This is a genomic window from Pantoea folii, assembly GCF_056678875.1.
In genome coordinates, this window is record NZ_JBWXON010000019.1 from 97,046 (window position 1) to 122,991 (window position 25,946).

Consider the following 25,946-nt stretch of genomic DNA (forward strand, 5'->3'; position numbering starts at 1 on the left):
GGCGCGAAATGCCGCAGATCTCTACAATCACCGCCTTTCAATTATGTGGATTAAGCACTGTGGACAAGTTTGACGTTATCGTAATAGGTGCAGGCGCTGCCGGCATGTTCTGTGCGGCGCAGGCAGGGCAGTTGGGTCGTCGTGTGCTGTTGCTGGATAACGGCAAAAAGGCGGGACGTAAAATCCTGATGTCGGGTGGTGGCCGCTGTAACTTCACCAATATGTACACCGAACCGGCCGCCTATCTCTCGCACAACCCGCATTTCAGTAAGTCGGCATTGGCGCGTTACACCCAGTGGGACTTCATCGATCTGGTGAATCGCCACAAGATTGCGTATCACGAGAAAACCCTCGGCCAGTTGTTCTGCGATGATTCGGCGCAGCAGATCGTGGATTTGCTGTTAAAAGAGTGCGAAGACGGGCAGGTTACTTTGCGCTTGCGCAGTGAAGTGCTGAGCGTGACGCGCGATGAAAACGGCTACAGGCTGCAACTGAATGGCTCCGAGGTGCAGGCTGAGAAATTGGTGATCGCCAGCGGTGGCTTATCGATGCCGGGTCTGGGCGCGACACCATTCGGGTATAAAGTGGCCGAGCAGTTTGGTTTGAAAGTGTTCCCGACGCGCGCAGCCCTGGTGCCGTTTACGCTGCATAAGCCACTGCTTGAGCAGCTGCATACCTTATCGGGTGTGTCATTGCCCACCACCATCACCGCGCAGGATGGCACGCTGTTTAAAGAAGCGATGCTGTTTACTCATCGCGGCTTGTCGGGCCCGGCAGTTCTGCAAATCTCCAGCTATTGGCAGCCGGGTGAGTTTGTCACCATCAACCTGTCGCCGGAAACTTCGCTCGATGATTTCATCAACGTGCAACGCGAGGCGCATCCGAACCTCAGCCTGAAAAACAGTCTGGCGAAAATCCTGCCGAAGCGTCTGGTGGAAGTGTTGCAGGAGCTGAAGCAGATCCCGGATGTGACGCTGAAGCAGCTCAACAGCAAGCAGCAGGCGGAGTTGGTCACCACCTTGCATCAGTGGCGCGTGCAGCCTAATGGCACCGAAGGTTATCGCACTGCCGAAGTGACGATGGGCGGCGTCGATACCACGCAACTCTCCTCCAAAACCATGGAAGCGCGCGATGTGCCCGGTTTGTACTTTATTGGTGAAGTGGTGGATGTCACCGGCTGGCTCGGCGGATACAACTTCCAGTGGGCGTGGAGTTCAGCCTGGGCGTGTGCGCAGGCGCTGTGAGTTATCACGTCGCCATCAAAGGCGACGCCAGTGTACGAGGTTCAGCTTTATGCTGAGGTTGCAGCGCTAATGCCTGGCTCTGCGGAACGGCGTCACTGCAGGTGTCAGGTTTTTCGGCTGGTCGTGCAGCAATACTTGCCCCAGCAGGCTATCGCTGTTGACCACGCCATACTTCATATGCGTCGCGATATATTTGCGGTCAAAGCTGGTGAGCTTATACACCGGTGGCAACACCTCCGGTAAAGCGTCCACCATCAGCATGCGGCTCAGCTTCACCGGACGCCAGCCGCTCAGCGTTTGATACAATAACGCACCGGCTTCCGCTTTGCGTAAGTAGAAGTTGTAGTGATTCTCTTCCCGCAGCGCCTGCTGCTGAGCGATATAAACCACCAGATAATCCGGCGTCTTGATGCCCTGCAGAATTGTGTCGTAGTTCGGCAGCGCCAATAATTGCTGGAAGAAGGCTTCAGAGCCTAACTCCACAATCGGACGGAAGCAGTGCAGCCAGCGGCCGATAAAGGCATTGTTTTTCGGCGCGGCGAGAAACCAGGATTCCATAACCGGATAAGCGCGGTCGCGGGTGGATTCCTCGCGATAAAAAGCCACCAGGTCATAACGCTCATCCGCATTCACCGCTAACAGCTCATCGAGGCTGCGATTGAGGATAATGGTGGCATCCATCCAGATTCCGCCATAACGATGCAGCAGCTCCAGGCGAATCACATCGCTTTTGTGCGAAGCCCGCATCCCCGCGTGGACAAACTTCAGGTCTGGTAAATAGTCATGCAGATTGAGATTGTTGATTACCGTCAACGCATAGCCAGGGTTTTCACGGGCAATCTTATCGACAAAAATCTGGACTTCAGCCGGGAGCTTTTCACTTTCCCAGTACATCCAAACCTGACGCGGAATGGGCGCAGGCGGATTAGCACGACCCTGCAGGTTAATATCCTGTTCGGCTGCGGCGTGATAGGCGGGAAGGCGTTTGCGTGTGGTCAGCTTTTTTTCCGCCAGCAACGCCAGCGAAATCAAATGCATTTTAAGCTTATGGTTGGACATGATCATTCCTGTAACCCTGTCGGCCGCTCTCCCAGCTTCTGCCGCTTTAGGGCGAAAAACTGGCCCTGTGACAGCGGGCACGATGAAGCGCGATTGGCGCGAAAAGTGGCTCAAAATTAACAAACAGCGCTGAACTGCTCAATAAATAAACTCTGAAAACGTTACTTTAAGAGAATACGCAGGCGGCGTTCACTTGCCGTGCCGTTGCCGTGGGTGTTTAAGGGCTGTTAACCGATGAATCTGTTAAGATCGCCGCGTTTTTTCCAACAGGCCCATGATTCCATGTTCAAACTCAAATTCCTTCTGCCCGTGCTTATCGTCATCAGCGCGGCTGTCTGGTGGCTGATGCCGCACTATAGCGATGAAGACAAAAGCTATTACATCGCCATGTTCTGCACCTTGACCCATGATGGGCGCGACAACTCACCCCAGGCGATGCAACAGATTATTGAAGGCAGCAACTCGGATTATGCGCTGCAGAAAATTCATTTCCAGTCAGGTCTGGCAGAACATCTGCAAAGCGTGTGGCAGGATTTATCAGCGGAGCAGCAGCAGCAGGCGCGGCAGGAAAGTCTGTCCTGCCGCAAGGTGATGTCGGAAAAGTTATTACCGGGTAAAGCGGTGCAGTGATTAATGCAACGGCAGCGCTAATACCGCGTCAGTGGTTTTGATCTCGGCAAACACATCGGCAACGCCTGCCAGTGCGCTCTGCTGCAGCACCTTGTGATCGACCACTTTGTTATCCCAGGTCGCCAGATCGCGCGTGGCGGTGGCATCTTCCGGGATAATGACCGAGTAGCCAAGCGGTACGGCATCACGTGCGGTGGACGACACGCACATATGGGTCATTAGACCGGTGATAATTAACTGCTTGATGCCCAGACTGTCGAGTTGTTGTTTCAAATCGGTTCCCACGAAAGAACTCGGTGTGGCTTTGGTAATGACACGATCATTTTTGCCCGGCTGCAAATCCTTGTGGAATTCAGCGAAGCGGCTGCCTTTGGCGAACAGCGGGCCATCTGCCGCGCCTTCATGGCGGACGAAGAACACCGGCATGCCATGCTTGTGTGCAAACTCAACCAGGCGCTTGCTGTTTTGCAGTGCTTTCATACCGTCTGGAATGGGCATTTTGCCGCCAGCGAAGTATTCGTTCTGAATATCAATCACGATGACCGCGGTTTGATTGGCCGTCAGCTGGGTGGTGGCTGTGGCACCGCTCATGGTACGAATGGTCGGTGCATTTTCAGCTTTGTGTTCTTCGGCAATAGCGCTGCCTGAAATTGCCATCGCTAATGCTAAGGTGCCTGAAGCAAAAAGGTTTTTCATCACTAATAATCTCTTTGATTGGGAAGTCAGGGTGACTTCCGATGCACAGCAGTATGGCGATTGTGCCGAAAGTGAAGGAGTACTGCGCATGACAAATAACGTTCACTTTGCGCCAAAAATGGCGCACCTGGATGCGCCCATTAAGGTCGGTATTGTGGTGTTTGACGACATCATCCCGTTTCATCTTTCCGTTCCCTGTGCGGTGTTTGAGAAGGCGGAACGCGAAGATGGCCGAGCTTGCTACCAATTAATGATCTGTGCCACCCACGCCGGTCCGCTTCGCACCAACAGCGGTTTTTCGATTGTCGCGGAGCATGAACTGGCTATGCTGGCCGAAGCGGATATGGTGGTGGTACCCAGCTGGAGCGATCCTGCCATTGCGCCACCGCCCGCTTTGTTGCAGGCGTTACAGCAGGCTGCCCAGCGTGGGGCTCAGATTGTTGGCTTGTGTCTTGGCGCCTTTGTGCTCGGAGCCGCTGGCTTGCTGCATCAGCAGCGCGCCACGACACACTGGCGTTGGATGAGTGATTTTGAACGGCTTTACCCCGATGTGACGATTGACCGTGACGTGTTGTATATCGACGAAGGGCAGATTGTAACCTCGGCGGGCACTGCAGCGAGTATCGATTGCTGCCTGCATCTGGTGCGTGAACAGTGTGGAGTGGATGTGGCCAACAGTGTGGCGCGCATGCTGGTGGTACCGCCGCATCGGCAGGGCGGCCAGGCACAATATATTGAGCAGCCGGTCTATCACTCGGCGGGCAACGATCGATTTATGTCGGCGCTCAGTTGGGCCACCGAAAATTTGCAGCAGGCCCTCACGCTGGATCAGTTGGCGGAGAGAGCGTTGATGAGTCGTCGCAGTTTTACGCGCCGTTTTAACCAAGCCACCGGCAGCTGTTTCAGTGATTGGTTAGTGAATCAGCGTCTGGCATTGGCGCAGCGATTTTTGGAAAAAACCGACCAGCCAATTGAGCTGATCGCAGAAAAAGCCGGATTCTCTTCGCCATTAATGTTAAGGCGACATTTTAAAAAGAATTTGAATACGTCTCCGTTACAATACCGGAAAACATTTCGTGGTCGGGTGTGAATTAATGGTTTGTAAATCAACCTATTGATAAGAATGCATTGAAAATAGGACGGATAAAATTATTCCCGGATCATTTTGACAGGCTATCTGATGAGAAGAATATTTCAGCGTGGCCAATGAGGGCTATTCTTAACAACGGATGGCGAACCATCCGTTGTTATGCAAATCCTGCAAAGAAAAATAGTGACGCGAATTATTAACGCATCACACAATCAATACGTGAGGGAAATTGACCTGAGCGCAGCGCTGGCGTTCTCACTTCTTTCATTTTCTCACTGCTGTTAAATCCATGCTTACGGCAAATCACGCATGGATCAGTGCTCTCTTTCAATTGCTGCTCGTCTTCGCTCCCCAGCTGACGCTTACGGCAGTAGAGTGGGGTGCAACCCATCACTTGCTTAAAGGAGCGAGTGAACGATTGCTGGCTTTCAAAATGGTATTTTACGGCCAGACTGATGATCGGTGCGTTGCTGTATTTCAGCTCGCTGACACAGCATGCCAGTTTCTTTTTACGGATATACCGTGCCAGCGTTTCATTATGATAGCGGGCAAATAATTTCTGCAAATACCATTTAGAATAACCCGATTTCACGGCGATATCATCAATGCTTAAGCGCTGATCCAGATTGTCCATAATCCATTTGGTCACCGAATCAATAACCCCTTCGTTGTATTTTTGCGGCATCTTTTTGATCCTCCATTAACTGGACACAGTGTAAAATAATTAATCTTTCCAATCATCCGATTAACGTAAAGTTTTATAAGGAATTGGCTGTTTTATTATTTGTCATCAAGGCTGGTCTTGCTTTTAGTGAAATTAAGGCCGCTTTTGTTGAATCGATGTTGAATATTTAGCGTAATCACGCCCGTTATTTTTAACTCAAATTTTCCATCACTTTGCCGAGCTTAACAGTATGAGAAAACGTGGCGCTGGCACACCTCATCAATGCGCACTGGCGATTAACGTGCCACACTGATGGTTTTTTCATAGCTCAGGAGCAGTGCGCATGGCTTTTCGTTTCCCGCTAAAACAGTCACTTGCCGTGATTTTGACGGCGATGGCTGCGCTACCCACCACCTCCGCGTTAGCGGCCAATGTGTATGGCGAGCAGTTGGAAGGTTTTCAGTATCCCTACCCACTTGAACACTTTAATTTCTCCTCACAGCAGCAACCGCTGAGCATGGGGTACATGGATGTCAAACCCGCGCAGCAGGCTAATGGTCAAACGGTGGTATTACTGCACGGTAAGAATTTTTGTGGTGCAACCTGGGAAGACACCATCAAAGCGCTTAGCCAGCAGGGATATCGGGTGATTGCGCCGGACCAGATTGGTTTCTGCAGTTCGACGAAACCCGCCAATTACCAATACAGCTTCCAGCAGCTGGCGTTGAATACCCATCAACTGCTGCAACAGCTCGGTATCGATAAGGCAGTGATAGTCGGGCATTCGACCGGCGGGATGCTGGCCACGCGCTATGCGCTGATGTATCCACAGCAGACGCAGAAACTGGTGCTAGTGAATCCGATTGGGCTGGAGGATTGGAAAGCCAAAGGCGCGCCGTGGCGCTCGGTGGATCAGTGGTATCAGCGTGAGCTGAAGCTCAGTGCGGCTGGCATTAAAAAGTATGAGCAAAATACTTACTACAGCGGTCAGTGGAAACCGGAGTATGACAAATGGGTGGATATGCTGGCGGGGCTGAACAGCGGACCGGGCCACAAGAAGGTGGCATGGAACTCGGCGCTGATTTACGACATGATTTTCACCCAGCCGGTGTATTACGAATTCAAAGATCTCAAAGTACCCACGACGCTGATGATCGGTACAGCGGATACCACGGCGATTGGCAGCGATATCGCCCCCGCTGCGGTTAAAGCGCAGTTAGGTCATTACAATGTTTTGGGCAAGCAGGTGGCGAAGATGATTCCTGGCGCGCGGTTAGTGGAATTCCCGGGCATGGGACATGCACCGCAGATGGAAGAACCGCAAAAGTTTAATCAGACACTGATTAACGATCTGTCGCGTCCGCTGTAAGGAATGGCAGCCGATGTGGCAATTGGGCGTGCCCTGGCACGCCCTCACATTACTGCGCCAGTTTTTTCTTGCCGTTCTTGGCTTCGTACATGCGCGCATCGCTGCCTTCCAGCAACTGCTCCAGCGATTGCGGTTGGTCAGGATCAAACTCTACGATGCCTGAAGAGAAGTGCAGGGCGTAGCGGCGGTCCAAGTCCTGAGTCTGCTTCTGCAGGAAACGATCAAAGCGCGCCAGCACACCTTCGGCATCGTCGTGCTGTAAGCCGTTAAACAGCACTACAAACTCATCGCCGCCCAGACGGGCAAAGATATCGGCATGACGGAAGCTCACCTTCATCGCGTCGGCAAAATCCATCAGCGCGCGGTCGCCTTCACGGTGGCCCAGCGTATCGTTGATGGCTTTAAAGCGGTCGAGATCGAGGAAGGTCAGGCTGGCCGGCAGCTGTTTAATCTGACACTCATTGAGCGCCAGCTGTCCGAGCGTCATAAAGCCGCGACGGTTGGTGATTTGGGTCAGTTCATCTGAAGTTGCGGTTTGAAACGCCACCAGCTCCGCTTCTGCCATCGCAGCCAGTCGCGCAGCGTATGCATATCGTCTTCATTGAACTCGCGGGCATGATGATCGACGAGGCATGCCGACTTTAGCGCCAGAAGGCGTACGCAGCGGACAACCTGCGTAGAAACGCACGGGGTTATCGGCAGCCTTCACCAGGGGATTATCGTGGAAACGCTCATCTTCGAGGGCGTTCTCCACCACCATCACATCATCTTGCAAGATGGCGTGCCCACAGAACGACGTATTGCGGGGTGCGGTCGCCGCGCTTTGGCCCGCAACAGATTTGAACCACTGATGGTCCTCTTCCAGCAGGCTAACCAGCGCAACCGGCACGCCGAACAAACGACGCGCAAGGCGGGTTAAACGGTCAAAACGCTCTTCTGCAGGCGTGTGCAGAATGTTGAGCGCACGTAACTGGGCCAGACGAATCGCTTCGTCCGCAGGCAGTGCAGGTGCTTTCATCGCGTTACTCTTTCTTTTGAATTATTCGGGTACAACAACACTGGTGTTTTACTGCCACAACGGCATAAAGCGCCTGGCAACGGTAGCGATATCCATTGCCAAGCGTAACGATTATCAGAGCACTTTTTGCTCGGCGAGATCAAGGGCAAAATAGCTGAAAATCAGGTCGGCACCGGCACGCTTAATCGCACCAAGGCTTTCGAGAACCACATTACGTTCGTCGATGGCACCCGCTTGCGCCGCGAATTTTATCATCGCGTATTCACCGCTCACCTGGTACGCAGCCAGCGGTAGAGTACTGCGCTCGCGGATCTCACGCAGAATATCGAGATAGGCGCCCGCCGGTTTCACCATTAGTGAATCAGCCCCTTCGGCTTCATCGATCAGGGACTCGCGAATCGCCTCACGGCGGTTCATCGGATTCATCTGATAAGTTTTACGATCGCCTTTTAATGCCGTTCCTGCCGCTTCACGGAACGGACCGTAGAACGATGAGGCGAACTTGGTGGAGTAAGACATGATGGCGGTATCGGTGAAACCTGCCGCATCCAGCGCCTGGCGAATGGCTTTCACCTGACCATCCATTGCCGCTGAAGGGGCGATGAAATCGGCACCGGCCTGCGCGGCCACCACGGCTTGTTTGCCAAGGTTAATCAACGTCTGGTCGTTGTCCACGCCATGATCGCATAGCACACCACAGTGACCGTGGCTGGTGTATTCGCAGAAGCAGGTATCGGACATCACGATCATCTCTGGCACGGTGTCTTTGCAGATGCGCGACATACGCGCCACCAGGCCATTCTCATTCCATGCATCGCTGCCGGTGGCATCGGTGTGGTGAGAGATACCGAAAGTCATCACCGAGCGAATACCGGCTTTCGCGATACGCTCAATTTCATACGCCAGACGTTTCTCAGGAATACGCATCACACCCGGCATGGCGTTGATCGGTACGTAATCGTCCACGCCTTCTTCAACGAAGATCGGCAGGGCCAAATCATTCAGGCTGATGTGGGATTCCTGGAACATTTCACGCATTGATGCGCTTTTGCGCAGTCTTCTTGGACGTTGGAGAAGATTGAATTCAGACATGTTCGTACAACTTTTGCTGGTGAAAAAAGTGACAACAGTTTACCCCTTTTCGCCAGCGGGGATGAAGGATTGTGTGCGGAAACGAAAACTCCCGCCGGGCGGCGGGAGTGGGGAAGATTACTCGTTGATGTCCGGGTGCTGCTGCACCAGGTTTTTACGTTTCGCCTCGAGCTTAGCGATCTCTTCATCAATATCTTCGATTTTCTGCTCAATGTTGTCGTGATGCTCCTGCAGGATTTCACGCGCTTCTTCAATATCCGACGCCGCCGGTGTGGCACCGCGCAGCGGCTTGTTGGCGGTCTCTTTCATGTAGATACCCGTGATCAAACCAATCACCGCGACCACCATCAGATAATAAGCCGGCATATACAGATTGTTGGTTGTTTCAACCAACCACGCGGCGAAGGTCGGGGTTAAACCGGCAATCAGTACCGAGATATTGAAGGCACTGGCCAGCGCACTGTAACGAATGTGCGTTGGGAACATCGCCGGCAGCGACGAAGCCATCACGCCGGTAAAGGCGTTAAGGATCACCGCCAGCAGCAGCAGACCGGCAAAAATCAGCCCCAGCACGCCGCTGTTAATCAACATAAACGCCGGAATCGAGAAGGCAAACAGCGCGATACTGCCGATGATGATAAACGGACGACGGCCAAAGCGGTCACTCAGCATACCCATCACCGGCTGCACAAACAGCATACCCATCATGATGGCGATAATGATCAGCACGCCGTGATCTTCCGAGTAGTGCAGGTTATGCGACAGGTAGCTCGGCATGTAGGTCAGCAACATGTAGTAGGTCACGTTGGTGGCAATCACCAGACCGATACAGGCCAGCAGACTTTTCCAGTGCTTGGTGGCGATCTCTTTGAAGGATACTTTCGGGCCGTCACGCAGACCTTCACGATCGCCTTGTTCCAGCTTATCAACGTGCTGCTGGAACGCCGGTGTCTCTTCCAGTGCGTGACGCAGATACAGACCGATGATACCTAACGGTAGCGCGAGGAAGAACGGCAGACGCCAGCCCCACTCCAGGAATTTCGCTTCACCGATGACGGTGGAAATCAGCACCACCACGCCCGCACCCAGCACGAAGCCGGCTATGGAGCCGAAGTCGAGCCAGCTGCCCATAAAGCCACGCTTACGGTCCGGCGAATATTCTGCGACAAAGATCGAGGCACCGGTATATTCACCGCCCACCGAGAAGCCCTGCGCCATTTTCGCCAGCAGTAGCAGAATCGGTGCCCAGATGCCGATGGTGGCATAAGAGGGGATCAGGCCGATACAGAAGGTACTGATCGACATGATGACAATGGTGATGGAGAGGATTTTCTGACGACCGTATTTGTCGCCGAGCATACCGAAGAACAGTCCACCCAGTGGACGAATCAGGAAGGGAACCGAGAAGGTACCCAGTGCAGCAATCATCTGCACACTAGGCGATGCATCCGGGAAGAACACCTTACCCAGCGCATACGCCACGAAGCCATAAACACCGAAATCAAACCACTCCATCGCGTTGCCCAGAGACGCAGCGGTAATGGCTTTACGTAAACGGGCGTCATCGATAATCGTGACGTCATCCAGCCCGATAGGTTTTACACGCTTCCTACGTAGTTTCATGATGTAACCCTGTATTGGAATTCGAAAAATCCTCAACGCTGCAGACTACATTTTGTGGCCAGTCCACGGCGTTGAGAAGATTTAAGCATAGCCGTGAAAGAGGGATTTATCCGGCGTAGCAACGGTAATAATTAGGGGCGAAATGATTACGTCCCGCGACAGAGTATACCGATTTTGTGTGATATTTGTCATGTTTCAGCCAGCAACTGGCTATTTTTTGGCTAAAACTCTGGCTGAATGACAAGGATAACGCAGCTTATAAAATCCTGGCTATAGCGCGTCAGGCCGCGTTGTGCGGGCATTTCAGCCGGGATGGGGCGAGAGAGAAGCGAAAGGCACAGTTTTATTTTTTTTTGCAGCGACGCGGAGAAAATTTTGATGATTATCAGCGATATCAACTGCGCATCGCTGATTGATTAATCCATTGTTCTGACAAGTGGTGGCTTGATTGCTATACCTGATTGTTGCGCAAATAAATAAGAAATTCTTATCATTAAGCGAAGCGGTAAGCTTTGCTTGCCAGCCTGTCATCATTCGGTAATACTCTGCCGCCTGGCTCAGGTGGAGTGTTCATGTCGAGAAAAAACGCCCGATTGTTTGAGAATCCCTGGCTGTCGCAAATTGACAGTGTAGAAAGGAATCTTATCAATTATGCGCCTGATGCACGGCGAACGTTCACCGATCCTGTGGCACCGATTGGTTGGATCGACTGCGGTGAACGTGCCGATGCCCAATTGGCATTACTGGCCCAACAACCTGATGAACTGCTGAAACGCCTGAAAACCTGGCGGCAGGCGGGATTGCTCACCAGCCAGGCGGCCGAGAGTTTGCGGCAGCTGCAACGCCTGACGCAAACCAGTATCGCGCGTAATCAACCCATTACCCAGCTTGATGAGTATCAGCAGTTGGTGGGACAGCTGACGCCGACCTTAGAACGTATTAACCAGCGCCTGAATGGCCAGCGCCCGCCAGTCACGCTGGCGGATGACACACTGGAAGTGGCGCTGCGTATCGCCGAAAAACGCCGTCGCTCAGAGTAGCGATCGCAGTGGTGCGCCGCTTATCCATCCCTGAATATCTTCCACTGCCTGCGTGAAGTAGGTGCGGTAATTGCTGTCGGCGACATAGCCAAGGTGCGGCGTGGCCAGCACATTGGGCAGATGGCGCAACGGGTGGTCAGCAGATAGCGGTTCCTGTTCGAACACATCGATTCCGGCCCCAGCCAATTGACCGGATTGCAGCGCGGCAATCATCGCTTGCTGGTCGACAAGTGCGGCGCGTGAGGTGTTGATCAACAGCGCGCCTGGCTTCATCTGCGCCAGTGCAGCATGGTCAATCACGTGGCGCGAGCGCTCGCTGAGCACCAGGTGCACCGAGACAAAATCGCTCGCTTGCATCAAGGCGTGCAGCGAAGGCATCCGTTCTGCGCCACATTCGGTCGCGCGTGAGTCGGTGAGATTTTGACTCCACGCGCAAACGCGCATGCCAAACGCCTGTGCCACTTTGGCCATCTCGCCACCAATTTTGCCCAGTCCCACTAAGCCCAACGTTTTGCCCTGCAGACCAATCCCCAGCGTTTGCTGCCATGGCCCGTTATTGCGCAGTGCCTGACTCTCCACGCCGATGTGACGCGCCAACCCGATTAGCAAGCCCCAACTGAGTTCCATCGGCGCGGCGCTGCTGCTGGCGGTACCGCACACCGCGATGTAGCGCTCGGCGCAGGCGTGCAGATCAATTGACGCATTGCGCATGCCGGAAGTGACCACCAGTTTGAGGTTGGGCAAGCGGCCAATCAGCTCCGCAGTCAGCGGTGTGCGCTCGCGCATAACAACGAGGATATCGGCGTGTTCGATATGGCGTACCCGCTCATCTTCATGGTCAAAATGCTGGGTCAGTGCGATGGTGTGTACGGTAGGTTGCAGCGATGCCCAATCGGCCAGGGACAGGGCAACGTTTTGGTAATCATCAAGAATGACGCAATGCAGGCTCATGGGGTTCCTCAACGAGAAGTGGCTGGCGCCCTTGCTCATCCAGCCAGGCGCGGAGCCGGTCATTATCCATCGGACGGGCATAATAATAGCCCTGAATCAGCACCACGCCACGCTGTCGCAGGTAGTCAAATTGTAACGAGGTTTCCACCCCTTCACCGAGCACATCCAGCTTGAGTTTGTGGCACAAGTTAATGATGGCATCCAGCACCGGCGTTTCCACATCCAGTCCTTCAATCGCGTTAATAAAGCCGCGATCGATTTTCAGGTAATCCAGCGGGAAGGTCAGCAGATAAGAGAGTGAGCAGTGGCCGGTGCCGAAGTCATCAATCGCCACCTTCATACCGTGTGACTGCAGATGCCGCAGTTTGCGTGCCACCAGTTCGCCGTCATCAATCAGGCTGCGTTCGGTCAACTCGAGCGTCACCACCATCTGCTTGTCTTTAATGCGGCGGGCAAAACGCTGAACGTCCTGCACGAAATCGGCATGTTGCAAGTGTTCTGCTGCCACGTTCAGGCCAATATGGAAACCGGGCTCAACCTGCCAGCCCTGAATATCTTCCGCCATCAGATCCAGCAAATGCTGGGTCAGCTGCACAATGATCCCTTCAGATTCGGCGTGGCTGATAAAGATATCCGGACGGATCATCTCACCATTCGGCAATTGCCAGCGCAACAGGGCTTCCGCGCCTTTGCAGCGCTCGATTTCCGTGCTGTAAACCGGCTGGTAATGGACCGAGAATTGACGGCTACGCATCGCGCGGCGGATTTCATCGGCCCACGAAATGCGGCGGCGCAGCCAGTTGGCGGTCAATACCATCAGCAGGATAGAAAAAATCGCCGCCATCGGCAGGAAGATAAACAGCGCCTGGCGCCAGGCTTTCAGCAACTCGGAGGCGGGCACCGTGACATTAACGCTAATCGGGTAGCGGCTGGATTCGGCCTGATAAGGCTCACTTTTCAGATACAGTTCGGGTTCGATATCGGCCGGGCCGCTAGTGATCGGTGCGCCGCCGCTAAAGCGCAGGCTCATCTGATAGCCACGCGACTCGCCAATCGCGTGCATAAAGTCCATCAGATACTGACCATCAATCACCGCCCAGAAGCCGGTGCTATCAGGCAGTTGCCGCACGAACACCACGGCGGGGCGATTGGGCACGCCGTAAGTGCCACGAATGGAGAGGCTCCACCAGGCTTTACCGGTGATTGGCGGCGGCTGCATCATCATCTGGGTCAGGGTGCCATTGGCTAAACCAAAGGCAGAAGAGCAACTGATATTTTCGCCACTTAGCATACCGACGGAACGGAAATAGGCGTTGAGGGTACCGGCGCGCTGCAGTTGATCCTCGATTTTTGCACAAGGCTGATAATGGTACTGACGCAACTGGGTGATCATATCCCAGGCGTTATCACTCATCTTTTCCGCTTGCGTTAAGAGGGAATTGGCCGTGGAAATCTGCTGCTGGCTCACCGTATGCCGCGCTTCAATGGCTGTACAAAGGATGCCCAGCACCAGCGGTAACAACCCGGCACAGACAATTAACAGCCAGCCAAAATCGCGATTTCTTTTTTGCGGTGGCACCTGACTTTCCTCGGTCATTTTAAGCAGCAGATGAGGGCTAAGCTGCGGCGTCAGCAGCATAACACTTCCAGGGGCCGTGCATATTAGCGTTTTGATTTTGCTCTGGACTGACTCAGGTCAAATATCGGCGTCGCTTTGCGTTAATTGACAATGTTTTGCCGTTATTGGCATTTCCCAGCGGGAAAAGCGCTGTGCCACGATGTTGGGAAAGCATATTGACCTGAAATGAGGAGCAAAATGAGCACTGAAACCCTGGATGTAGCTTCCCTGCGCCAACGCATTAGCGAAGGAGAGTGGCAGGCGCGCGTTAAGCTGGCGCAGGCCTATTACCTGGCGGCCAAACTGCGCTGGACTGACCATATCTACACCCACTTTTCTCTGCGTGTGCCGGGCGATCAACCCCATTTTCTGATTAACGCTTTTGGTCAAACTTTCGATGAGATCTCGGCGGAGACGCTGGTGAAAATCGATATCGACGGCAACATCATTGATGACCCGACGGGATTGGGGATTAATCAGGCCGGATTTGTTATCCACAGCGCCATTCACCGCGCGCGCCCTGATGCGCATGCGGTGCTGCATACACATACGGCGGCGGGCATTGGTGTTTCTGCCCAGCGCAACGGCTTGCTGATGATTTCGCAACACAGCACGCGCTTCCACAATCGCCTTGGCTATCACGATTACGAAGGCATCGCGCTGGATCTGGATGAGCAGCAGCGCATCGTGGCGGATCTCGGCGATCTTAACGCGCTGATTCTGCGCAATCACGGTCTGCTGACCAGCGGCGGCAGTATCGAAGAGGCCTTCTATAACCTCTACTACCTTGAGCGTGCCTGCCAGGCACAGCTGGCCGCGCAGTCTGGCGGCGCGGATCTGATCATCCTGCCTGATGCGGTGTCCGAAAAAGCGGCACAAGCCTTCGATAACAGCATCCGTAACCACAAATATCAGCTGCACTGGGATGCCTACATCCGCCAGCTCAGTCGCAACGCACTTTGAGAACACCCTATGAAATGGCTGAAACCGGTAGTTTCGACGCTGTTGCTGTGCGCGGCGTTCAGCAGTCAGGCAGCGCCTGACTTAAGCAAAGTCACCCTGGTGCTGGGCGATCAGGCGCGCAATCTGCGCTCGCTGATTGAGGCCGCGGATGTGATGAAGGATGCGCCGTATCAATATCGCTGGGCGAATTTTCAGGGCGCGGCGCCGCTGTTTGAAGCACAACGTGCGGGCGCAGTCGATACCTCCTACGCGGGGGATTTGCCGGTATTGATGGCGGCGTCCGGTGGCGTACCGTTGAAGATCATCGCCACCAACGTCGGCGATGCCGGTTCGAACGGATTGATCGTTCCGGCGGATTCGCCAATTCACAGCGTAAAAGATCTGGCAGGCAAGGAAGTGGTGGTGTCATCGGCGCGCGGCAGTATTTCGCAGCATCTGTTGTATGAGGCGCTGGAAGAAGCGCAGGTCAAACGCGATGCGGTGCCGGTGCGGTTTGTTTTGCCTACCGATGCCAGCGCGGCGTTTAATTCCGGGCAAATTGCCGCCTGGGCCACTTTCGATCCCTATCTGGGGATTGCCGAACAGCACGGCGCGCGCCTGCTGCGCGATGGCAAAGGGCTAACCACCGCACTGTCGTTTGTTACCGCCACGCAAAGCTCGCTGGACGATCCCGCTAAGCGGGCGGCGATTGTCGATTTCACCCACCGCCTGGCGAAAGCCCGTGAATGGGCGCTGGAACATCCGCAGCAGTACAATGCTGTGTATGCCCAGTTAACGCGACTCTCGCCGGAAGATGCACAGAAGATTACGCCGCGCATTTCGCACGGTATTCGCGGTGTGACGGCGGAAGATGTGGCGAAAGTGCAGAAGGTGTCAGATCTGTTTAGCGAGCTGAAGATTTTGCCGAACAAGGTCGATGTGCAGGCGATTACGGATAACAGCGTGTTTACGCAATAATCGCCAATCTGGCGCGATGCGTCGCGCCGTTACACTTATGTGCACATCAACCTGCGCGAAGCCTCTCGCCGCGACGCTGATGTGCACATGCTGTAGCGGCGCAAACCCTGGCTATTAACGCGGACGCGATCCTGGCCGCCCATTGCCCAGCATAATCGCCAGTCGGCTGCCGCCCGGCGTGGTCTCCATCAATATCTTAGTGACGCTGGTCAGTGGTACTGACAGCAGCATGCCCACCGGCCCCAACAGCCAGCCCCAGAATATCAGCGACAGAAACACCACCAGCGTCGAGAGCCCCAATCCGCGCCCCATCAGCTTTGGCTCCAGCATATTGCCAAACACCATATGAATCGCACTGAACAGCGCGACCACGAATAGCGCATCGTAGACGCCATTTAACACCAGAGCCTGAATAAACGGCGGGATGCCGGCGATGATGGGGCCGATATTGGGCACGAAGTTGAGGATAAACGCCACCACGCCCCAGAACAGCGCGAATTTCACGCCGATCAATTCCAGCACCAGCCATACCGCGAGTCCGGTGATGACGCTGACCAGGGTTTTCAGCGCCAGATAGTGGGTCACGCCTTTGAACGCTCTATGAAGTCCGGCGATGCGGATTTGTGGATTGACCATCGCGTTACGCATTTTGTACGGCAGATGACGCACTTCAAACAGCATAAATACCACGGTGAGGATCAGCAGCAGCACGTTGGTCATGGCACCCGAAAACTGTTTCAGCAGCGTGGTAGCCATATCCATCATCACATTCGGATCGAGCCGCGCGGCTAAGGCCTCCGTGGAGATATTGATATGGAAGCGGGCGGCAAAGTGCTGCACCACGCCGAGCTTTTGCTCCAGCATGCTACGAATTTGCGGATAGGTATCGCTGAAGTCACTGGCAGAACTGGCCATCACGCCAACCAGCAACAGAATAACGATAAATATCACGCTGATTACCGCAGTGATTGCCAGACCGCGCGGCACGCCACGCCGCATTAGCAGGGTGACCAGCGGATTCAGCACAATCGCCAGAAAGCTGGCGAGCAGGAAGGGCACCAGAATCTCTGACGCGGCACGAATGCCCGCCAGAATGATTACCAGCATCGCCATTTTGACCAGCATGTTCTGGCCAATTTTTTCCTGGGGCAGGTTGTTCATTTACTCTCCTGAGTCATCAATGGCTCAGGAGAGTGTAGTTGAACGAGATTAAGTGATTGTTTATTTAGGAATAAGCGAAACGCAGGCGCGCTATTTATTCCCCTGACGCTGCATCAGCACGGTGGCACCCAGCATCAAGGTCAGGCTAGCGAGCAGCGTCACGGTGGCCATTGCCATCCCTTGTCCCACGGAGCCCTGCTCGAACTGCCGCCAGATAAAGATCGCCACGGTTTGTGTACCAGCCGGTGCCAGCAGCAGTGACGTCACCAGTTCGCGCGAAGCTACGGCAAACACCATCATCATCGCCGCCAGCAGACTCGGCGCCACCAGCGGTAACACAATCAAGCGCAGTGCCTGCATGCGTGACGCGCCGTGCACGCGCGCCGCCGGTTCCAGCGTCGGGGCCAGTTGGCGTAGCGCACTGCTGACATAGCGCACCGGCCACGGCAGCAGCAGGCAGCTGTAGGAAAGCAGCAGAATAAACATCGTGTTATAGGGCGATACCGGCCAGAAGCCGCGGTTCCACAGCAGAATCAAACCGACGCCTACTACCACGCCGGGCATGGCGGCAGGCAGCAGCGCCAGCCCATCCATCATCGCCAGCAGACGGGTTTTACCTTCTGACACGCGCCAGGCGATCAGGAAGCCGAGCAAGCCGGTGAGCAGTGCCGCACCCAACGCCAGCCCAATGCTGGTGGAGAACGCAGCCAGCGCATCACCTTGCTGACTGAACAGCGCGCCGAAGTGGCGCAGTGTCAGGTTATCCAGATGCAGGCCGCCGGAAAGTGTGTTCAGCAATCCACTCAGCGTCATTGCGCCCAGCGGCAGTACCACGGCGAGTAAAACGGTGAGGATAAACGGCAGCAACATCAGCGGCAGCCAGCGCCCGCCCTCGGCAAGCTCCTGCACCACCGGTTTGCCGTTAACGGCCGTGACATCGCTGCTGCCGGTCAGTTTACGTTGCAGGAACCAGGCGGTGAGCGCCACCAGGCTCAGCATCAACGAGAGGGATGCCGCGCCCGGTAAATCGATTGGCCAGTCCGCCAGTTTGGTTTCGATACCGACCGTCATCAACGTCAGATGCGCCTGAGTGCCGAGCGCCGCAGGCACGCCATACTCTTCAATCGCCAGCGTAAATGCCAGCAGCACGCCACCGGCTAACGCTGGCAGTGTCAGCGGCAATGTGATCTGGGCAAAAGCGCGCCAGGCTGATGCACCGTACACGCGCGCCACCCAGGCGAGACGCTGTCCGCTCGCCATCAGCGAACGCGACACCGCAAAGTAGACCACCGGGAAAATATTCAGCGTCATCACCAGCGTCATACCGGTACTGCTGAACAGCAGGCTATCGAGGTTGAAGCCAGTGAGTTGTTGCAGATAGCCGTTGCGTTGCAGTGCCAGCGTCCATGACAGCGCCACGATATAGGGCGGGGTGAGGAAGGGGATCAGAAACAGCAGATCCCACATTGCCGCCCCCGGCAGACGGAACAGGCCGCGCAGTGCGCCGAGCGGTAAGCCCAGCAGCAAACTGCACAGCGCCACGCCGCCGCCGATTTTCAGCGTGCCCAGCCACATCGGAACCAGCTGGGGATCTTCAAACAGCGCCGGTAATGCGCTGAACGCCCCACTCCAGTTCCCCTCGCCAAGCTGCGGAAACAGCGCCTGCAGCACGATAAACAGCAGCGGCAGTGCCACCAGCAGCGCCAGCGCCAGTAGAATCAATCCATTCAGGGCACGCGACATCATTTACTGCCCGAACAGGGCGCCAAAGCGCTTCAGCACCGCCGAGCGCTCGCTGCTGCCATCGCTATTGGCGGGCAGCAATTTGATCTCGGTGAACAGCGGACGCTGGGCTTTGATATCGGTACGCGCAGGCATCAACCAGGCCTTCGCGACCTGCTCCTGGCCTTCATCCGACAGCACATAATCAACGAATTTTTTCGCATCATCAGCATGCTGGCTGCTCTTCAGAATCATCATCGGACGCGGGGCCACCACGGTGCCGTTTTCCGGGAAGATCACTTTGACGCTTTCTCCCTGCGCAATGTTGTTATATGTGACGTAATCCACTGCACCAAACACCGCCGCTTTCGCACCCTGCAATACTGGCGTCACCGCCTGGGCATTCGGGCCGCTCATCACCATGCCGTTGGCTTTTAACTGGTCAAACAGCTGCCAGGCTTTTTCACCTTCGCTGTTTTGCAGGCCAATCAGCAGATCGAGTGACGCACCAGACAGAGCCGGATCGGGGGTGGTGACTTTGTCTTTAAACGCCGGCGCAGTCAGATCCTGCCAGGTTTTTGGCTCTGGCGTGCCGCTCTTGGTGTTCCACACGATGCCGAGCGCGGAAATGCCCTGTGCCACGTAGTTGGCCGTTTTGAACTGATCCGGCACTTTAGCGGCATTGGCGCTTTCGTACGGCAACAGCCAGCCACGATGTTGCAGATCTTCAGCGGTATCCCATGAGGCGGAGATCAGCACATCGGCTTGCGGATTAGCCTGTTCGGCTTCCAGACGCGCCATCACTTTGCCGGTGGTGGCCTGGAAGATATTCACTTTAATACCGGTTTGCTTTTCGAATCCGGTGGCCAGACTTTTTGATAGCGAACCCGGACCGGCGGTGTACACCGTCAGTGCCTGGGCATCGTTGATCATCATAGCGGAGGTCAAAATCATCGCGCTGATGGCTCCTGTTTTAACTGACTTGAGAGATGGCATTGCGGTCCCCTGAGAGGTGAGTAACGGAAACAATCTGGCCCTGTGCCAGGTGAATAATGCGGTCGGCGAGCGTGTTGGCTTCCTCGCGGTCATGCGTGACATAAACAGCGGTAATGCCCGCGCTGCGCAGTAAATCCGCCATGGTGTGCACCAGGGTTTCTCGCAGATCGCGGTCAAGATTGGAGAGCGGTTCGTCGAACAACAAAATCGCCGGTTTGGCAACCAAAGCACGGGCGAGGGCGACACGCTGCTGCTGTCCGCCAGAGAGCAACGCGGGTTTGCGATCGCCAAAATCAGCCAGGCCGACCTGCGCCAGCGCCGCATCGGCTTGTTCACGCGCCGCCGCTTTTTTCACACCGCGCATGCGCAACGGGAAAGCGACGTTTTGCGCCACGGTCATATGCGGCCACAAGGCGTAATCCTGGAAAACCATGCCGAGGTTGCGCATTTCCGGCGCATCACAATGACGTGCGGTGGCAGCGCAACGATCGCCAATCCATAGCTCACCCGCCGTGGGTTGCAGCAAACCCGCCAGCAGTTTCAGCAGCGTGCTTTTGCCACAGCCGCTCGGGCCGAGCAGCGCAAGGATTTCGCCTGCGGGAATCGTCAGGGAGAGATCGTGCAGAATCGTCAGATTGTTCACTGACCATCTGAGATTTTTCAGTTCGATAGGCACGGCATGCGTCATTGGCCACCTCCGGCAAAGGAGTGGCACTGCGGCACGCGCGCCTGACAGCAAATCAGGAGCAGCATCAGATTGTGTATCCTCTTTGGGATTTGATGGGCGCGAGTGTAAGTGGGCGATATGACGAAATGATGACCACAAATTAGGGCGATCACCGGATGCAGTCGGCAGGAAAAGGCGTATAGTTAGCCTTCTATACAAATATTTAGTCACCCACGAGCGCAATCACTCATGCCTGACCAGCCTGCCGCGGCCCCTGAACACGGCCGACTTCGCCTGAATCTTCTGATCCTCTCCATTGTGAAGTTCAACTTCGCCAGCTATCTCACGATTGGCCTGCCGTTGGCGGTGCTGCCGGGCTTTGTCCATGACGGATTGGGCTACAGCGCCTTTTGGGCGGGATTGGTGATCAGCCTGCAGTACATCGCCACGCTGCTGAGCCGTCCGCATGCGGGGCGCTATGCTGATATGTGGGGGCCGAAGAAGGTCGTGGTGCTGGGGCTGGTGGGTTGCCTGATTAGCGGCATCTGTATCCTGCTTTCGGCACTGACGGAAGGGCAGGGCGTCCTCAGCCTGATTTTGTTGTGTCTGGGGCGCGTGATATTGGGCGTGGGGCAAAGTTTCTCTGGCACCGGCACCTCGCTGTGGGGCGTGGCGCGCGTTGGGTCACTGCACATTGGCCGGGTGATTTCCTGGAACGGTATTGTCACCTACGGCGCGATGGCGATCGGTGCGCCGCTCGGTGTGGTGATTTTCCGCAGCGGCGGTTTACTGCTGCTTTCGGGCATTATTATCGCCATCTGCGTGCTGGCGATTGCGCTGGCACTGCCGCGTGCGCCAGTGAAAGGCAGCAAAGCCAAACCGCTGCCGTTCCGCGATGTGCTGGGCAAAATCTACGGCTTCGGCCTGATTCTGGCGATGGGATCGGCAGGTTTTGGCGTGATCGCTACCTTTATCACCCTGTTCTATCAGGATAAGGGCTGGGATGGTGCCGCCTTTGCCTTAACGATGTTCAGCGCCGCCTTTGTCGGTACGCGTCTGCTGTTCCCCAACGCGATTAATAAACTCGGTGGCCTGCGCGTCGCCAGCATCTGTTTTGCCGTCGAAGCGGTTGGGCTGTTTCTGGTGGCGGGATCGTTCGATCCGTGGATGGCGAAAATGGGGGCGTTTCTGACCGGTGCAGGTTTCTCGCTGGTGTTCCCGGCGATTGGTGTGGTGGCGGTGAAAGTGGTGCCCCAGCAGAACCAGGGCAGCGCGCTGGCGACCTACACGGCGTTTATGGATTTGTCGCTAGGTATCACCGGACCGATTGCGGGTTTTATCATGAGTTACGCCGGGGTGTCGCCGGTCTATCTGCTGACTGCGCTGCTGGTATGTTTGGCGCTGTTCTGCACGCTACGCATGATGAAGCGGCAGCCCTCGGAGGCCAGCATTGAAATCAAAGAAAATGCGTAGTGGGGTTCGATGACGAGGATGGAAAAAAGGGCCTCCGACCGAGGCCAACACTAACAAAGTGTGTCTTGTTATGGACACAGATAAGGGTAGGGGAAACGGCGGCACACACCCTCGGCCGCCGTTACAAATCAGGCTTGCAGCAACTCAATACTCTGGCGAATTTCGCGCTCAATCTCTTTCGCGCCCCACTTCTCCAGCTCCGAGGAGAATGGCTCAAAGGCGTAAATGCCCTTATAGCCCAGCATCTCCAGACGCTTCACTTGCGCCACGCTGTTCAGCACATCGCGGTCGCTCAGCATAATGCGCTCTTCATCCGTCAGTGCCGCCGTTGGGCGGGTATCTTCCACGCCTGAGAGATGCACTAAGCCAATCTGGTTCACCTCAATCTCCTGCGGGAACTCCTGCTCGGCGTTCTCGTAAAGGTGATGATGGAAGGTATCCAGCAGCAATTTAAACGGCACGCCCGCCTGCTTAATCAGCTTTTGCGTCTGCACCGCAGAGCGCAGTGAACTCACCGGGAAGCCCAGCGGCTCAACCAGCCCCTGAATACCGTATTCAGCGAAGCGCGGTGCCAGGATCTGCAACGCCTCCAGCGTTTTCTCTGGTGCGATGGCAATACCCTCGTTCAATGGGCACATCACCAGCGCTTTGGCACCAATGGCTTTCGCTTCTTGCAACATCGCTTCGGCTTTGCTCAACAGCGCGTCATCAGGGCGGTTAAACGGATAAAGCGCGTTAATGGTCTCGATCTCGATGTGATACTTATCCGCCAGCGATCGCAGCTGCGATGCGCTCAGACCATCGGTGACCTTGCCGCCCGGCATATCGTTACGCAGTTCCACTTTGCTCAAACCCAGTCGCTGAACTAACTGGAAAAAGGCTTCAAGTGAGAGCGCGGGCGCAATTTTACGGTTGATACAGAAACGGGTTGGATCGATGGCCATGTGTGGCTCCTGTAATAGGATACGGTTCAGATGCTGCAAAGAAAACATTTATTTCATTGTTAGTGAATTATGAAATATCAGATATTGGATCTTCCTCGCAAAAATTTCATATTTCGTTTCGCGTAACATCATGCTGGCGTGATCTCAGTGGAAATTGTGTGGTCACAGAGGGTTATGATTGCGTGTCGGCAAGAGAGGCAGGGCGCCGATCGAGCGAGGTTTGCGGCCTTGCTGCAGGGAAGGCGGGAAAAATGCGATCCATGCCGCTAAAAGGAAATTTTCCAAAAAGAAGTATTTGAAAAATTTATTTCATTGTAATAGCTTCATAGCACGCTTTTCGTATTGCCTGGTCAGGTGGCGTTGCAGTGATAACCGACTGCCTGCAGGGAACTTCACATCAAAGAGGCAACGACATGACTATCGTAGGAAACTTTATCGGCGGCAAGATTACCCACAGCGCCAGCAATGAAACCATCCCGGTATACGATCCAGCCACCGGCAAAGTCGCGCGTGAACTGACGCAGAGCACCGCTGCTGAAGTGGAAAAAGCGATCGAAATCGCCCATGCCGCGTTCCCTGAATGGTCGAAAACAGCGCCGCTGCGTCGTGCCCGTGTGATGTTCAACTTCAAAGCACTGATGGAAAAACACCGTGACGAACTGGCTGCGCTGATCGTGTCTGAGCACGGTAAAGTGTGGTCGGATGCGTTGGGTGAGCTGACGCGCGGTATCGAAGTGATCGAGTTTGCCTGCGGAATCCCGCATCTGATCAAAGGTGAAAACTCACCAAGCGTCGGCACCGGCGTGGATAGCTACTCGCTGATGCAGCCGGTTGGCGTGGTGGCGGGTATCACGCCATTCAACTTCCCGGCGATGGTGCCACTGTGGATGTTCCCTATCGCCCTGGCGTGCGGTAACACCTTTATCCTGAAGCCACCGGCGCTGGATCCATCAGCCTCTGTGCGTATGGCTGAACTGCTGAAAGAAGCGGGACTGCCGGATGGCGTGTTCAACGTGGTGCACTCCTCTAACGAAGATGCTGAGCAGCTGTACAAAGATCCGCGTATTGCGGCAGTGAGCTTCGTCGGGTCTTCCGGCGTGGCCGAGCATATCTACAAAACTGCCAGCGCCCACGGCAAACGTGTGCAGGCGTTTGGTGCGGCGAAAAACCACGCCATCGTGATGCCAGATGCCGATCTGGATGCCACCGTGAATGCCATCATGGGCGGCGCGTTTGGTTCTGCCGGTGAGCGTTGCATGGCGTTACCTGTGGTTGTCGCGGTAGGCAATGATACGGCCGACAAACTGATTGCGCGTCTGACACCGCTGATCAAAGCGCTGCGCATCGGCCCCGGTATTCAGAAAGGTGCCGAAGAGAACGAAATGGGCCCGGTGGTTTCAGCCGCACATCAGAAGAAAGTGCTGGGCTACATCGACAAAGGTGAAGCCGAGGGCGCAAAACTGGTGGTGGATGGCCGTGGCGTGAGAGTCGCAGGCCATGAAGAGGGTTATTACGTTGGCGGCACCCTGTTTGATAACGTGACCCCGGACATGGTGATCTGGCGTGAAGAGATCTTCGGACCGGTATTGAGCATCATGCGTTCTACTGATTTTGACAGTGCACTGAAGCTGGTCAACAGCCATGAATTCGGTAACGGCAGCGCCATCTTCACCAGCAACGGCCACACCGCGCGTGAGTTTGTGCAGAACGTGGAAGCGGGCATGGTGGGTGTTAACGTGCCGGTGCCAGTGCCAATGGCGTTCCACAGCTTCGGTGGCTGGAAGCGTTCGGTGTTTGGTGCGCTGAACGTGCACGGTCCAGACGGCGTGCGTTTCTACACCCGCATGAAAACCGCCACCGTGCGCTGGCCGAGCGGTCAGCAGACTGTTTCAGAGTTCAGCATGCCAACGCTGGGCTAATCTCGCTTAACTTAGGAGATCGATGATGTCTTTGATTTCGAAAGCGCAGCAGCCAGACAGTAATGGTCGTATCCAGCACGTCACGCCAGAAAGTGCGGGCTGGGAGTACGTCGGCTTTGATGCCTACCTGCTGAAGAAGGGCCAGAGCCTAAAGCTCAGCAGCGGCGATAAAGAACTGTGTCTGGTGTTGGTGGCGGGTTTTGCCTCGGTAAAAACCCGCAACGCGGAGTTCCCGAACCTGGGTAAGCGCCTGTCACCGTTCGAGCGTATTCCACCGTACTCGGTGTATGTGCCGCACGATGATGAAGTAGAAGTCTACGCCGATAGCGATCTGGAGCTGGCGGTGTGTAATGCACCGAGCAAAGGCAATCTGCCTGCACGCCTGATTGCACCGGAAGATGTGGGTGTAGAGCAGCGTGGTAAGGGGCGCAACCAGCGTCTGGTGCACAATATACTGCCGGACAATAAAGAAGCCGACAGCCTGCTGGTAGTTGAAGTGTATACCGACGAGGGCGCGACCAGTTCGTACCCAAGCCATAAGCACGACCAGAAAACCAGTCCGGATGAGACCTATCTGGAAGAGACCTACTATCACCGTTTCGATCCAGAGCCTGGCTTCGCGATGCAGCGCGTATATACCGACGACCGTTCACTTGACGAGTGCATGGCGCCGTATAACCGCGATGTGGTGACCGTCCCGCGTGGCTACCATCCGGTGGCCACCATTGCGGGTTACGACAACTACTATCTGAACGTGATGGCCGGTCCGGTGCGTTTGTGGAAGTTTACCTGGGAGAAAGACCACGCCTGGGTGAACAGCGATAAGTACCCGCGCAGCAAATAAAGTCGCAGGTCGCCATAATGGCGACGCTACCGACTAGCGATACGCTTGTCGTTGGGTGCGCAGTGATGTGCAGCTGGCAGCACACCGCAAGATATGAATGACAAATGTAAAAAGGGCAGCCATGTGGCTGTAATGCCGATCAGTTAAGGATCAGTTGAACGATCCAGTGGCTGTGTAAGAATCCGGAAACGCTTCGTTTCCGGATT

General features: G+C 55.2%; 22 protein-coding genes and 1 pseudogene. 10 read left to right on the forward strand and 13 right to left on the reverse strand.

The genetic code is table 11. From position 1 onward, the window contains the following. The first annotated feature begins 59 nt into the window (after nt 1-59). Entirely contained in the window at nt 60-1,244 is a 1,185-nt protein-coding gene (locus AC1MDE_RS20325) for a BaiN/RdsA family NAD(P)/FAD-dependent oxidoreductase (protein WP_072226553.1), read from the forward strand. Between the two features lie 66 nt (nt 1,245-1,310). On the opposite strand, the gene AC1MDE_RS20330 is transcribed toward AC1MDE_RS20325, so the two are convergent. Then, nucleotides 1,311-2,303: a glycosyltransferase family 32 protein gene (locus tag AC1MDE_RS20330; protein WP_058960641.1), complete on the reverse strand. Its 993-nt coding sequence runs from the start codon at nt 2,301-2,303 to the stop codon at nt 1,311-1,313. A 282-nt stretch (nt 2,304-2,585) separates the two neighbouring features. Here AC1MDE_RS20330 and AC1MDE_RS20335 point away from each other — a divergent pair, with 282 nt between their 5' ends. Beyond that, a complete protein-coding gene (locus AC1MDE_RS20335; protein ID WP_479401384.1) occupies nt 2,586-2,933 on the forward strand; it encodes a hypothetical protein in 348 nt (115 codons plus the stop codon). Here the strand turns inward: AC1MDE_RS20335 and AC1MDE_RS20340 are convergent, their stop codons facing one another. Beyond that, on the reverse strand, nt 2,934-3,629 hold the full coding sequence (locus AC1MDE_RS20340) for a cysteine hydrolase family protein (protein WP_479401385.1): 696 nt from the start codon (nt 3,627-3,629) through the stop codon (nt 2,934-2,936). Between the two features lie 88 nt (nt 3,630-3,717). Between AC1MDE_RS20340 and AC1MDE_RS20345 the strand changes: the two genes are divergently transcribed. Continuing rightward, nucleotides 3,718-4,719 (forward strand): GlxA family transcriptional regulator, encoded by a 1,002-nt coding sequence (locus AC1MDE_RS20345; protein WP_058960639.1) that lies wholly within the window; start codon nt 3,718-3,720, stop codon nt 4,717-4,719. A 196-nt stretch (nt 4,720-4,915) separates the two neighbouring features. On the opposite strand, the gene AC1MDE_RS20350 is transcribed toward AC1MDE_RS20345, so the two are convergent. Then, on the reverse strand, nt 4,916-5,404 hold the full coding sequence (locus AC1MDE_RS20350; protein WP_479401386.1) for a helix-turn-helix domain-containing protein: 489 nt from the start codon (nt 5,402-5,404) through the stop codon (nt 4,916-4,918). A 322-nt stretch (nt 5,405-5,726) separates the two neighbouring features. On the opposite strand from AC1MDE_RS20350, the gene AC1MDE_RS20355 reads away from it, so the two are divergent. Then, nucleotides 5,727-6,752: an alpha/beta fold hydrolase gene (locus tag AC1MDE_RS20355; RefSeq protein WP_058960637.1), complete on the forward strand. Its 1,026-nt coding sequence runs from the start codon at nt 5,727-5,729 to the stop codon at nt 6,750-6,752. A gap of 49 nt (nt 6,753-6,801) precedes the next feature. On the opposite strand, the pseudogene AC1MDE_RS20360 reads toward AC1MDE_RS20355, so the two are convergent. From AC1MDE_RS20360 to proP, 3 genes and pseudogenes are all read right to left on the reverse strand, one after another. Next, nucleotides 6,802-7,770 (reverse strand): annotated as a pseudogene (locus AC1MDE_RS20360) (GGDEF domain-containing protein). Between the two features lie 114 nt (nt 7,771-7,884). Continuing rightward, nucleotides 7,885-8,862, reverse strand: a complete 978-nt coding sequence (hemB, locus tag AC1MDE_RS20365; RefSeq protein ID WP_479399767.1) for a porphobilinogen synthase — start codon at nt 8,860-8,862, stop codon at nt 7,885-7,887. Between the two features lie 117 nt (nt 8,863-8,979). Beyond that, a complete protein-coding gene (proP, locus tag AC1MDE_RS20370; RefSeq protein ID WP_034819744.1) occupies nt 8,980-10,485 on the reverse strand; it encodes a glycine betaine/L-proline transporter ProP in 1,506 nt (501 codons plus the stop codon). A 572-nt stretch (nt 10,486-11,057) separates the two neighbouring features. Between proP and AC1MDE_RS20375 the strand changes: the two genes are divergently transcribed. Beyond that, a complete protein-coding gene (locus AC1MDE_RS20375; protein ID WP_034819738.1) occupies nt 11,058-11,525 on the forward strand; it encodes a hypothetical protein in 468 nt (155 codons plus the stop codon). On the opposite strand, the gene AC1MDE_RS20380 is transcribed toward AC1MDE_RS20375, so the two are convergent. Beyond that, nucleotides 11,517-12,476, reverse strand: coding sequence for a D-2-hydroxyacid dehydrogenase family protein (locus tag AC1MDE_RS20380; RefSeq protein ID WP_479401388.1), 960 nt, complete (start codon nt 12,474-12,476; stop codon nt 11,517-11,519). The genes AC1MDE_RS20375 and AC1MDE_RS20380 overlap by 9 nt on opposite strands. Beyond that, the gene (locus tag AC1MDE_RS20385; RefSeq protein ID WP_480345053.1) at nt 12,451-14,055 is read right to left on the reverse strand and encodes an EAL domain-containing protein; all 1,605 of its coding nucleotides are present in this window, start codon (nt 14,053-14,055) and stop codon (nt 12,451-12,453) included. The genes AC1MDE_RS20380 and AC1MDE_RS20385 overlap by 26 nt, the downstream gene beginning before the upstream one ends. 237 nt (nt 14,056-14,292) lie before the next feature. On the opposite strand from AC1MDE_RS20385, the gene AC1MDE_RS20390 reads away from it, so the two are divergent. Further along, entirely contained in the window at nt 14,293-15,057 is a 765-nt protein-coding gene (locus tag AC1MDE_RS20390; protein WP_480345051.1) for a class II aldolase/adducin family protein, read from the forward strand. 9 nt (nt 15,058-15,066) lie between these two features. After that, on the forward strand, nt 15,067-16,014 hold the full coding sequence (locus AC1MDE_RS20395; protein ID WP_479399764.1) for an ABC transporter substrate-binding protein: 948 nt from the start codon (nt 15,067-15,069) through the stop codon (nt 16,012-16,014). Between the two features lie 114 nt (nt 16,015-16,128). On the opposite strand, the gene AC1MDE_RS20400 is transcribed toward AC1MDE_RS20395, so the two are convergent. The 4 genes from AC1MDE_RS20400 to AC1MDE_RS20415 all read right to left on the reverse strand — a co-directional run bounded on the left by AC1MDE_RS20400 (nt 16,129) and on the right by AC1MDE_RS20415 (nt 20,581). Further along, nucleotides 16,129-17,175 (reverse strand): AI-2E family transporter, encoded by a 1,047-nt coding sequence (locus AC1MDE_RS20400; protein ID WP_058960629.1) that lies wholly within the window; start codon nt 17,173-17,175, stop codon nt 16,129-16,131. Between the two features lie 90 nt (nt 17,176-17,265). Next, nucleotides 17,266-18,921 carry an ABC transporter permease gene (locus AC1MDE_RS20405; protein ID WP_201785681.1) on the reverse strand — a complete coding sequence of 552 codons (1,656 nt, stop codon included), beginning with the start codon at nt 18,919-18,921 and terminating at the stop codon, nt 17,266-17,268. After that, nucleotides 18,922-19,893: an ABC transporter substrate-binding protein gene (locus tag AC1MDE_RS20410; RefSeq protein WP_182056821.1), complete on the reverse strand. Its 972-nt coding sequence runs from the start codon at nt 19,891-19,893 to the stop codon at nt 18,922-18,924. Next, nucleotides 19,871-20,581: an ABC transporter ATP-binding protein gene (locus AC1MDE_RS20415; RefSeq protein ID WP_058960628.1), complete on the reverse strand. Its 711-nt coding sequence runs from the start codon at nt 20,579-20,581 to the stop codon at nt 19,871-19,873. Before AC1MDE_RS20415 ends, AC1MDE_RS20410 begins: the two co-directional genes overlap by 23 nt. Nucleotides 20,582-20,809: 228 nt before the next feature. Between AC1MDE_RS20415 and AC1MDE_RS20420 the strand changes: the two genes are divergently transcribed. Further along, nucleotides 20,810-22,033, forward strand: a complete 1,224-nt coding sequence (locus tag AC1MDE_RS20420; protein WP_479402260.1) for an MFS transporter — start codon at nt 20,810-20,812, stop codon at nt 22,031-22,033. Nucleotides 22,034-22,161: 128 nt separating this feature from the next. On the opposite strand, the gene AC1MDE_RS20425 is transcribed toward AC1MDE_RS20420, so the two are convergent. Next, on the reverse strand, nt 22,162-22,977 hold the full coding sequence (locus AC1MDE_RS20425; protein ID WP_058960626.1) for a TIM barrel protein: 816 nt from the start codon (nt 22,975-22,977) through the stop codon (nt 22,162-22,164). Between the two features lie 413 nt (nt 22,978-23,390). On the opposite strand from AC1MDE_RS20425, the gene AC1MDE_RS20430 reads away from it, so the two are divergent. Both AC1MDE_RS20430 and iolB read left to right on the forward strand, forming a co-directional pair. Next, nucleotides 23,391-24,896 carry a CoA-acylating methylmalonate-semialdehyde dehydrogenase gene (locus AC1MDE_RS20430; RefSeq protein ID WP_479399762.1) on the forward strand — a complete coding sequence of 502 codons (1,506 nt, stop codon included), beginning with the start codon at nt 23,391-23,393 and terminating at the stop codon, nt 24,894-24,896. A 25-nt stretch (nt 24,897-24,921) separates the two neighbouring features. Further along, complete coding sequence (gene iolB / locus AC1MDE_RS20435) at nt 24,922-25,740, forward strand: 5-deoxy-glucuronate isomerase (protein WP_038644251.1); 819 nt, start codon at nt 24,922-24,924, stop codon at nt 25,738-25,740. Nucleotides 25,741-25,946 lie beyond the last annotated feature (206 nt).

Excerpts from the sequence above, each read along its gene's own strand:
- AC1MDE_RS20330 (WP_058960641.1), bottom strand. The coding sequence starts at position 2,303 with ATGTCCAACCATAAGCTTAAAATGCATTTGATTTCGCTGGCGTTGCTG.
- AC1MDE_RS20335 (WP_479401384.1), top strand. The coding sequence starts at position 2,586 with ATGTTCAAACTCAAATTCCTTCTGCCCGTGCTTATCGTCATCAGCGCG.
- AC1MDE_RS20340 (WP_479401385.1), bottom strand. The coding sequence starts at position 3,629 with ATGAAAAACCTTTTTGCTTCAGGCACCTTAGCATTAGCGATGGCAATT.
- AC1MDE_RS20345 (WP_058960639.1), top strand. The coding sequence starts at position 3,718 with ATGACAAATAACGTTCACTTTGCGCCAAAAATGGCGCACCTGGATGCG.
- AC1MDE_RS20350 (WP_479401386.1), bottom strand. The coding sequence starts at position 5,404 with ATGCCGCAAAAATACAACGAAGGGGTTATTGATTCGGTGACCAAATGG.
- AC1MDE_RS20355 (WP_058960637.1), top strand. The coding sequence starts at position 5,727 with ATGGCTTTTCGTTTCCCGCTAAAACAGTCACTTGCCGTGATTTTGACG.
- hemB (WP_479399767.1), bottom strand. The coding sequence starts at position 8,862 with ATGTCTGAATTCAATCTTCTCCAACGTCCAAGAAGACTGCGCAAAAGC.
- proP (WP_034819744.1), bottom strand. The coding sequence starts at position 10,485 with ATGAAACTACGTAGGAAGCGTGTAAAACCTATCGGGCTGGATGACGTC.
- AC1MDE_RS20375 (WP_034819738.1), top strand. The coding sequence starts at position 11,058 with ATGTCGAGAAAAAACGCCCGATTGTTTGAGAATCCCTGGCTGTCGCAA.
- AC1MDE_RS20380 (WP_479401388.1), bottom strand. The coding sequence starts at position 12,476 with ATGAGCCTGCATTGCGTCATTCTTGATGATTACCAAAACGTTGCCCTG.
- AC1MDE_RS20390 (WP_480345051.1), top strand. The coding sequence starts at position 14,293 with ATGAGCACTGAAACCCTGGATGTAGCTTCCCTGCGCCAACGCATTAGC.
- AC1MDE_RS20395 (WP_479399764.1), top strand. The coding sequence starts at position 15,067 with ATGAAATGGCTGAAACCGGTAGTTTCGACGCTGTTGCTGTGCGCGGCG.
- AC1MDE_RS20400 (WP_058960629.1), bottom strand. The coding sequence starts at position 17,175 with ATGAACAACCTGCCCCAGGAAAAAATTGGCCAGAACATGCTGGTCAAA.
- AC1MDE_RS20405 (WP_201785681.1), bottom strand. The coding sequence starts at position 18,921 with ATGATGTCGCGTGCCCTGAATGGATTGATTCTACTGGCGCTGGCGCTG.
- AC1MDE_RS20410 (WP_182056821.1), bottom strand. The coding sequence starts at position 19,893 with ATGCCATCTCTCAAGTCAGTTAAAACAGGAGCCATCAGCGCGATGATT.
- AC1MDE_RS20415 (WP_058960628.1), bottom strand. The coding sequence starts at position 20,581 with ATGACGCATGCCGTGCCTATCGAACTGAAAAATCTCAGATGGTCAGTG.
- AC1MDE_RS20420 (WP_479402260.1), top strand. The coding sequence starts at position 20,810 with ATGCCTGACCAGCCTGCCGCGGCCCCTGAACACGGCCGACTTCGCCTG.
- AC1MDE_RS20425 (WP_058960626.1), bottom strand. The coding sequence starts at position 22,977 with ATGGCCATCGATCCAACCCGTTTCTGTATCAACCGTAAAATTGCGCCC.
- AC1MDE_RS20430 (WP_479399762.1), top strand. The coding sequence starts at position 23,391 with ATGACTATCGTAGGAAACTTTATCGGCGGCAAGATTACCCACAGCGCC.
- iolB (WP_038644251.1), top strand. The coding sequence starts at position 24,922 with ATGTCTTTGATTTCGAAAGCGCAGCAGCCAGACAGTAATGGTCGTATC.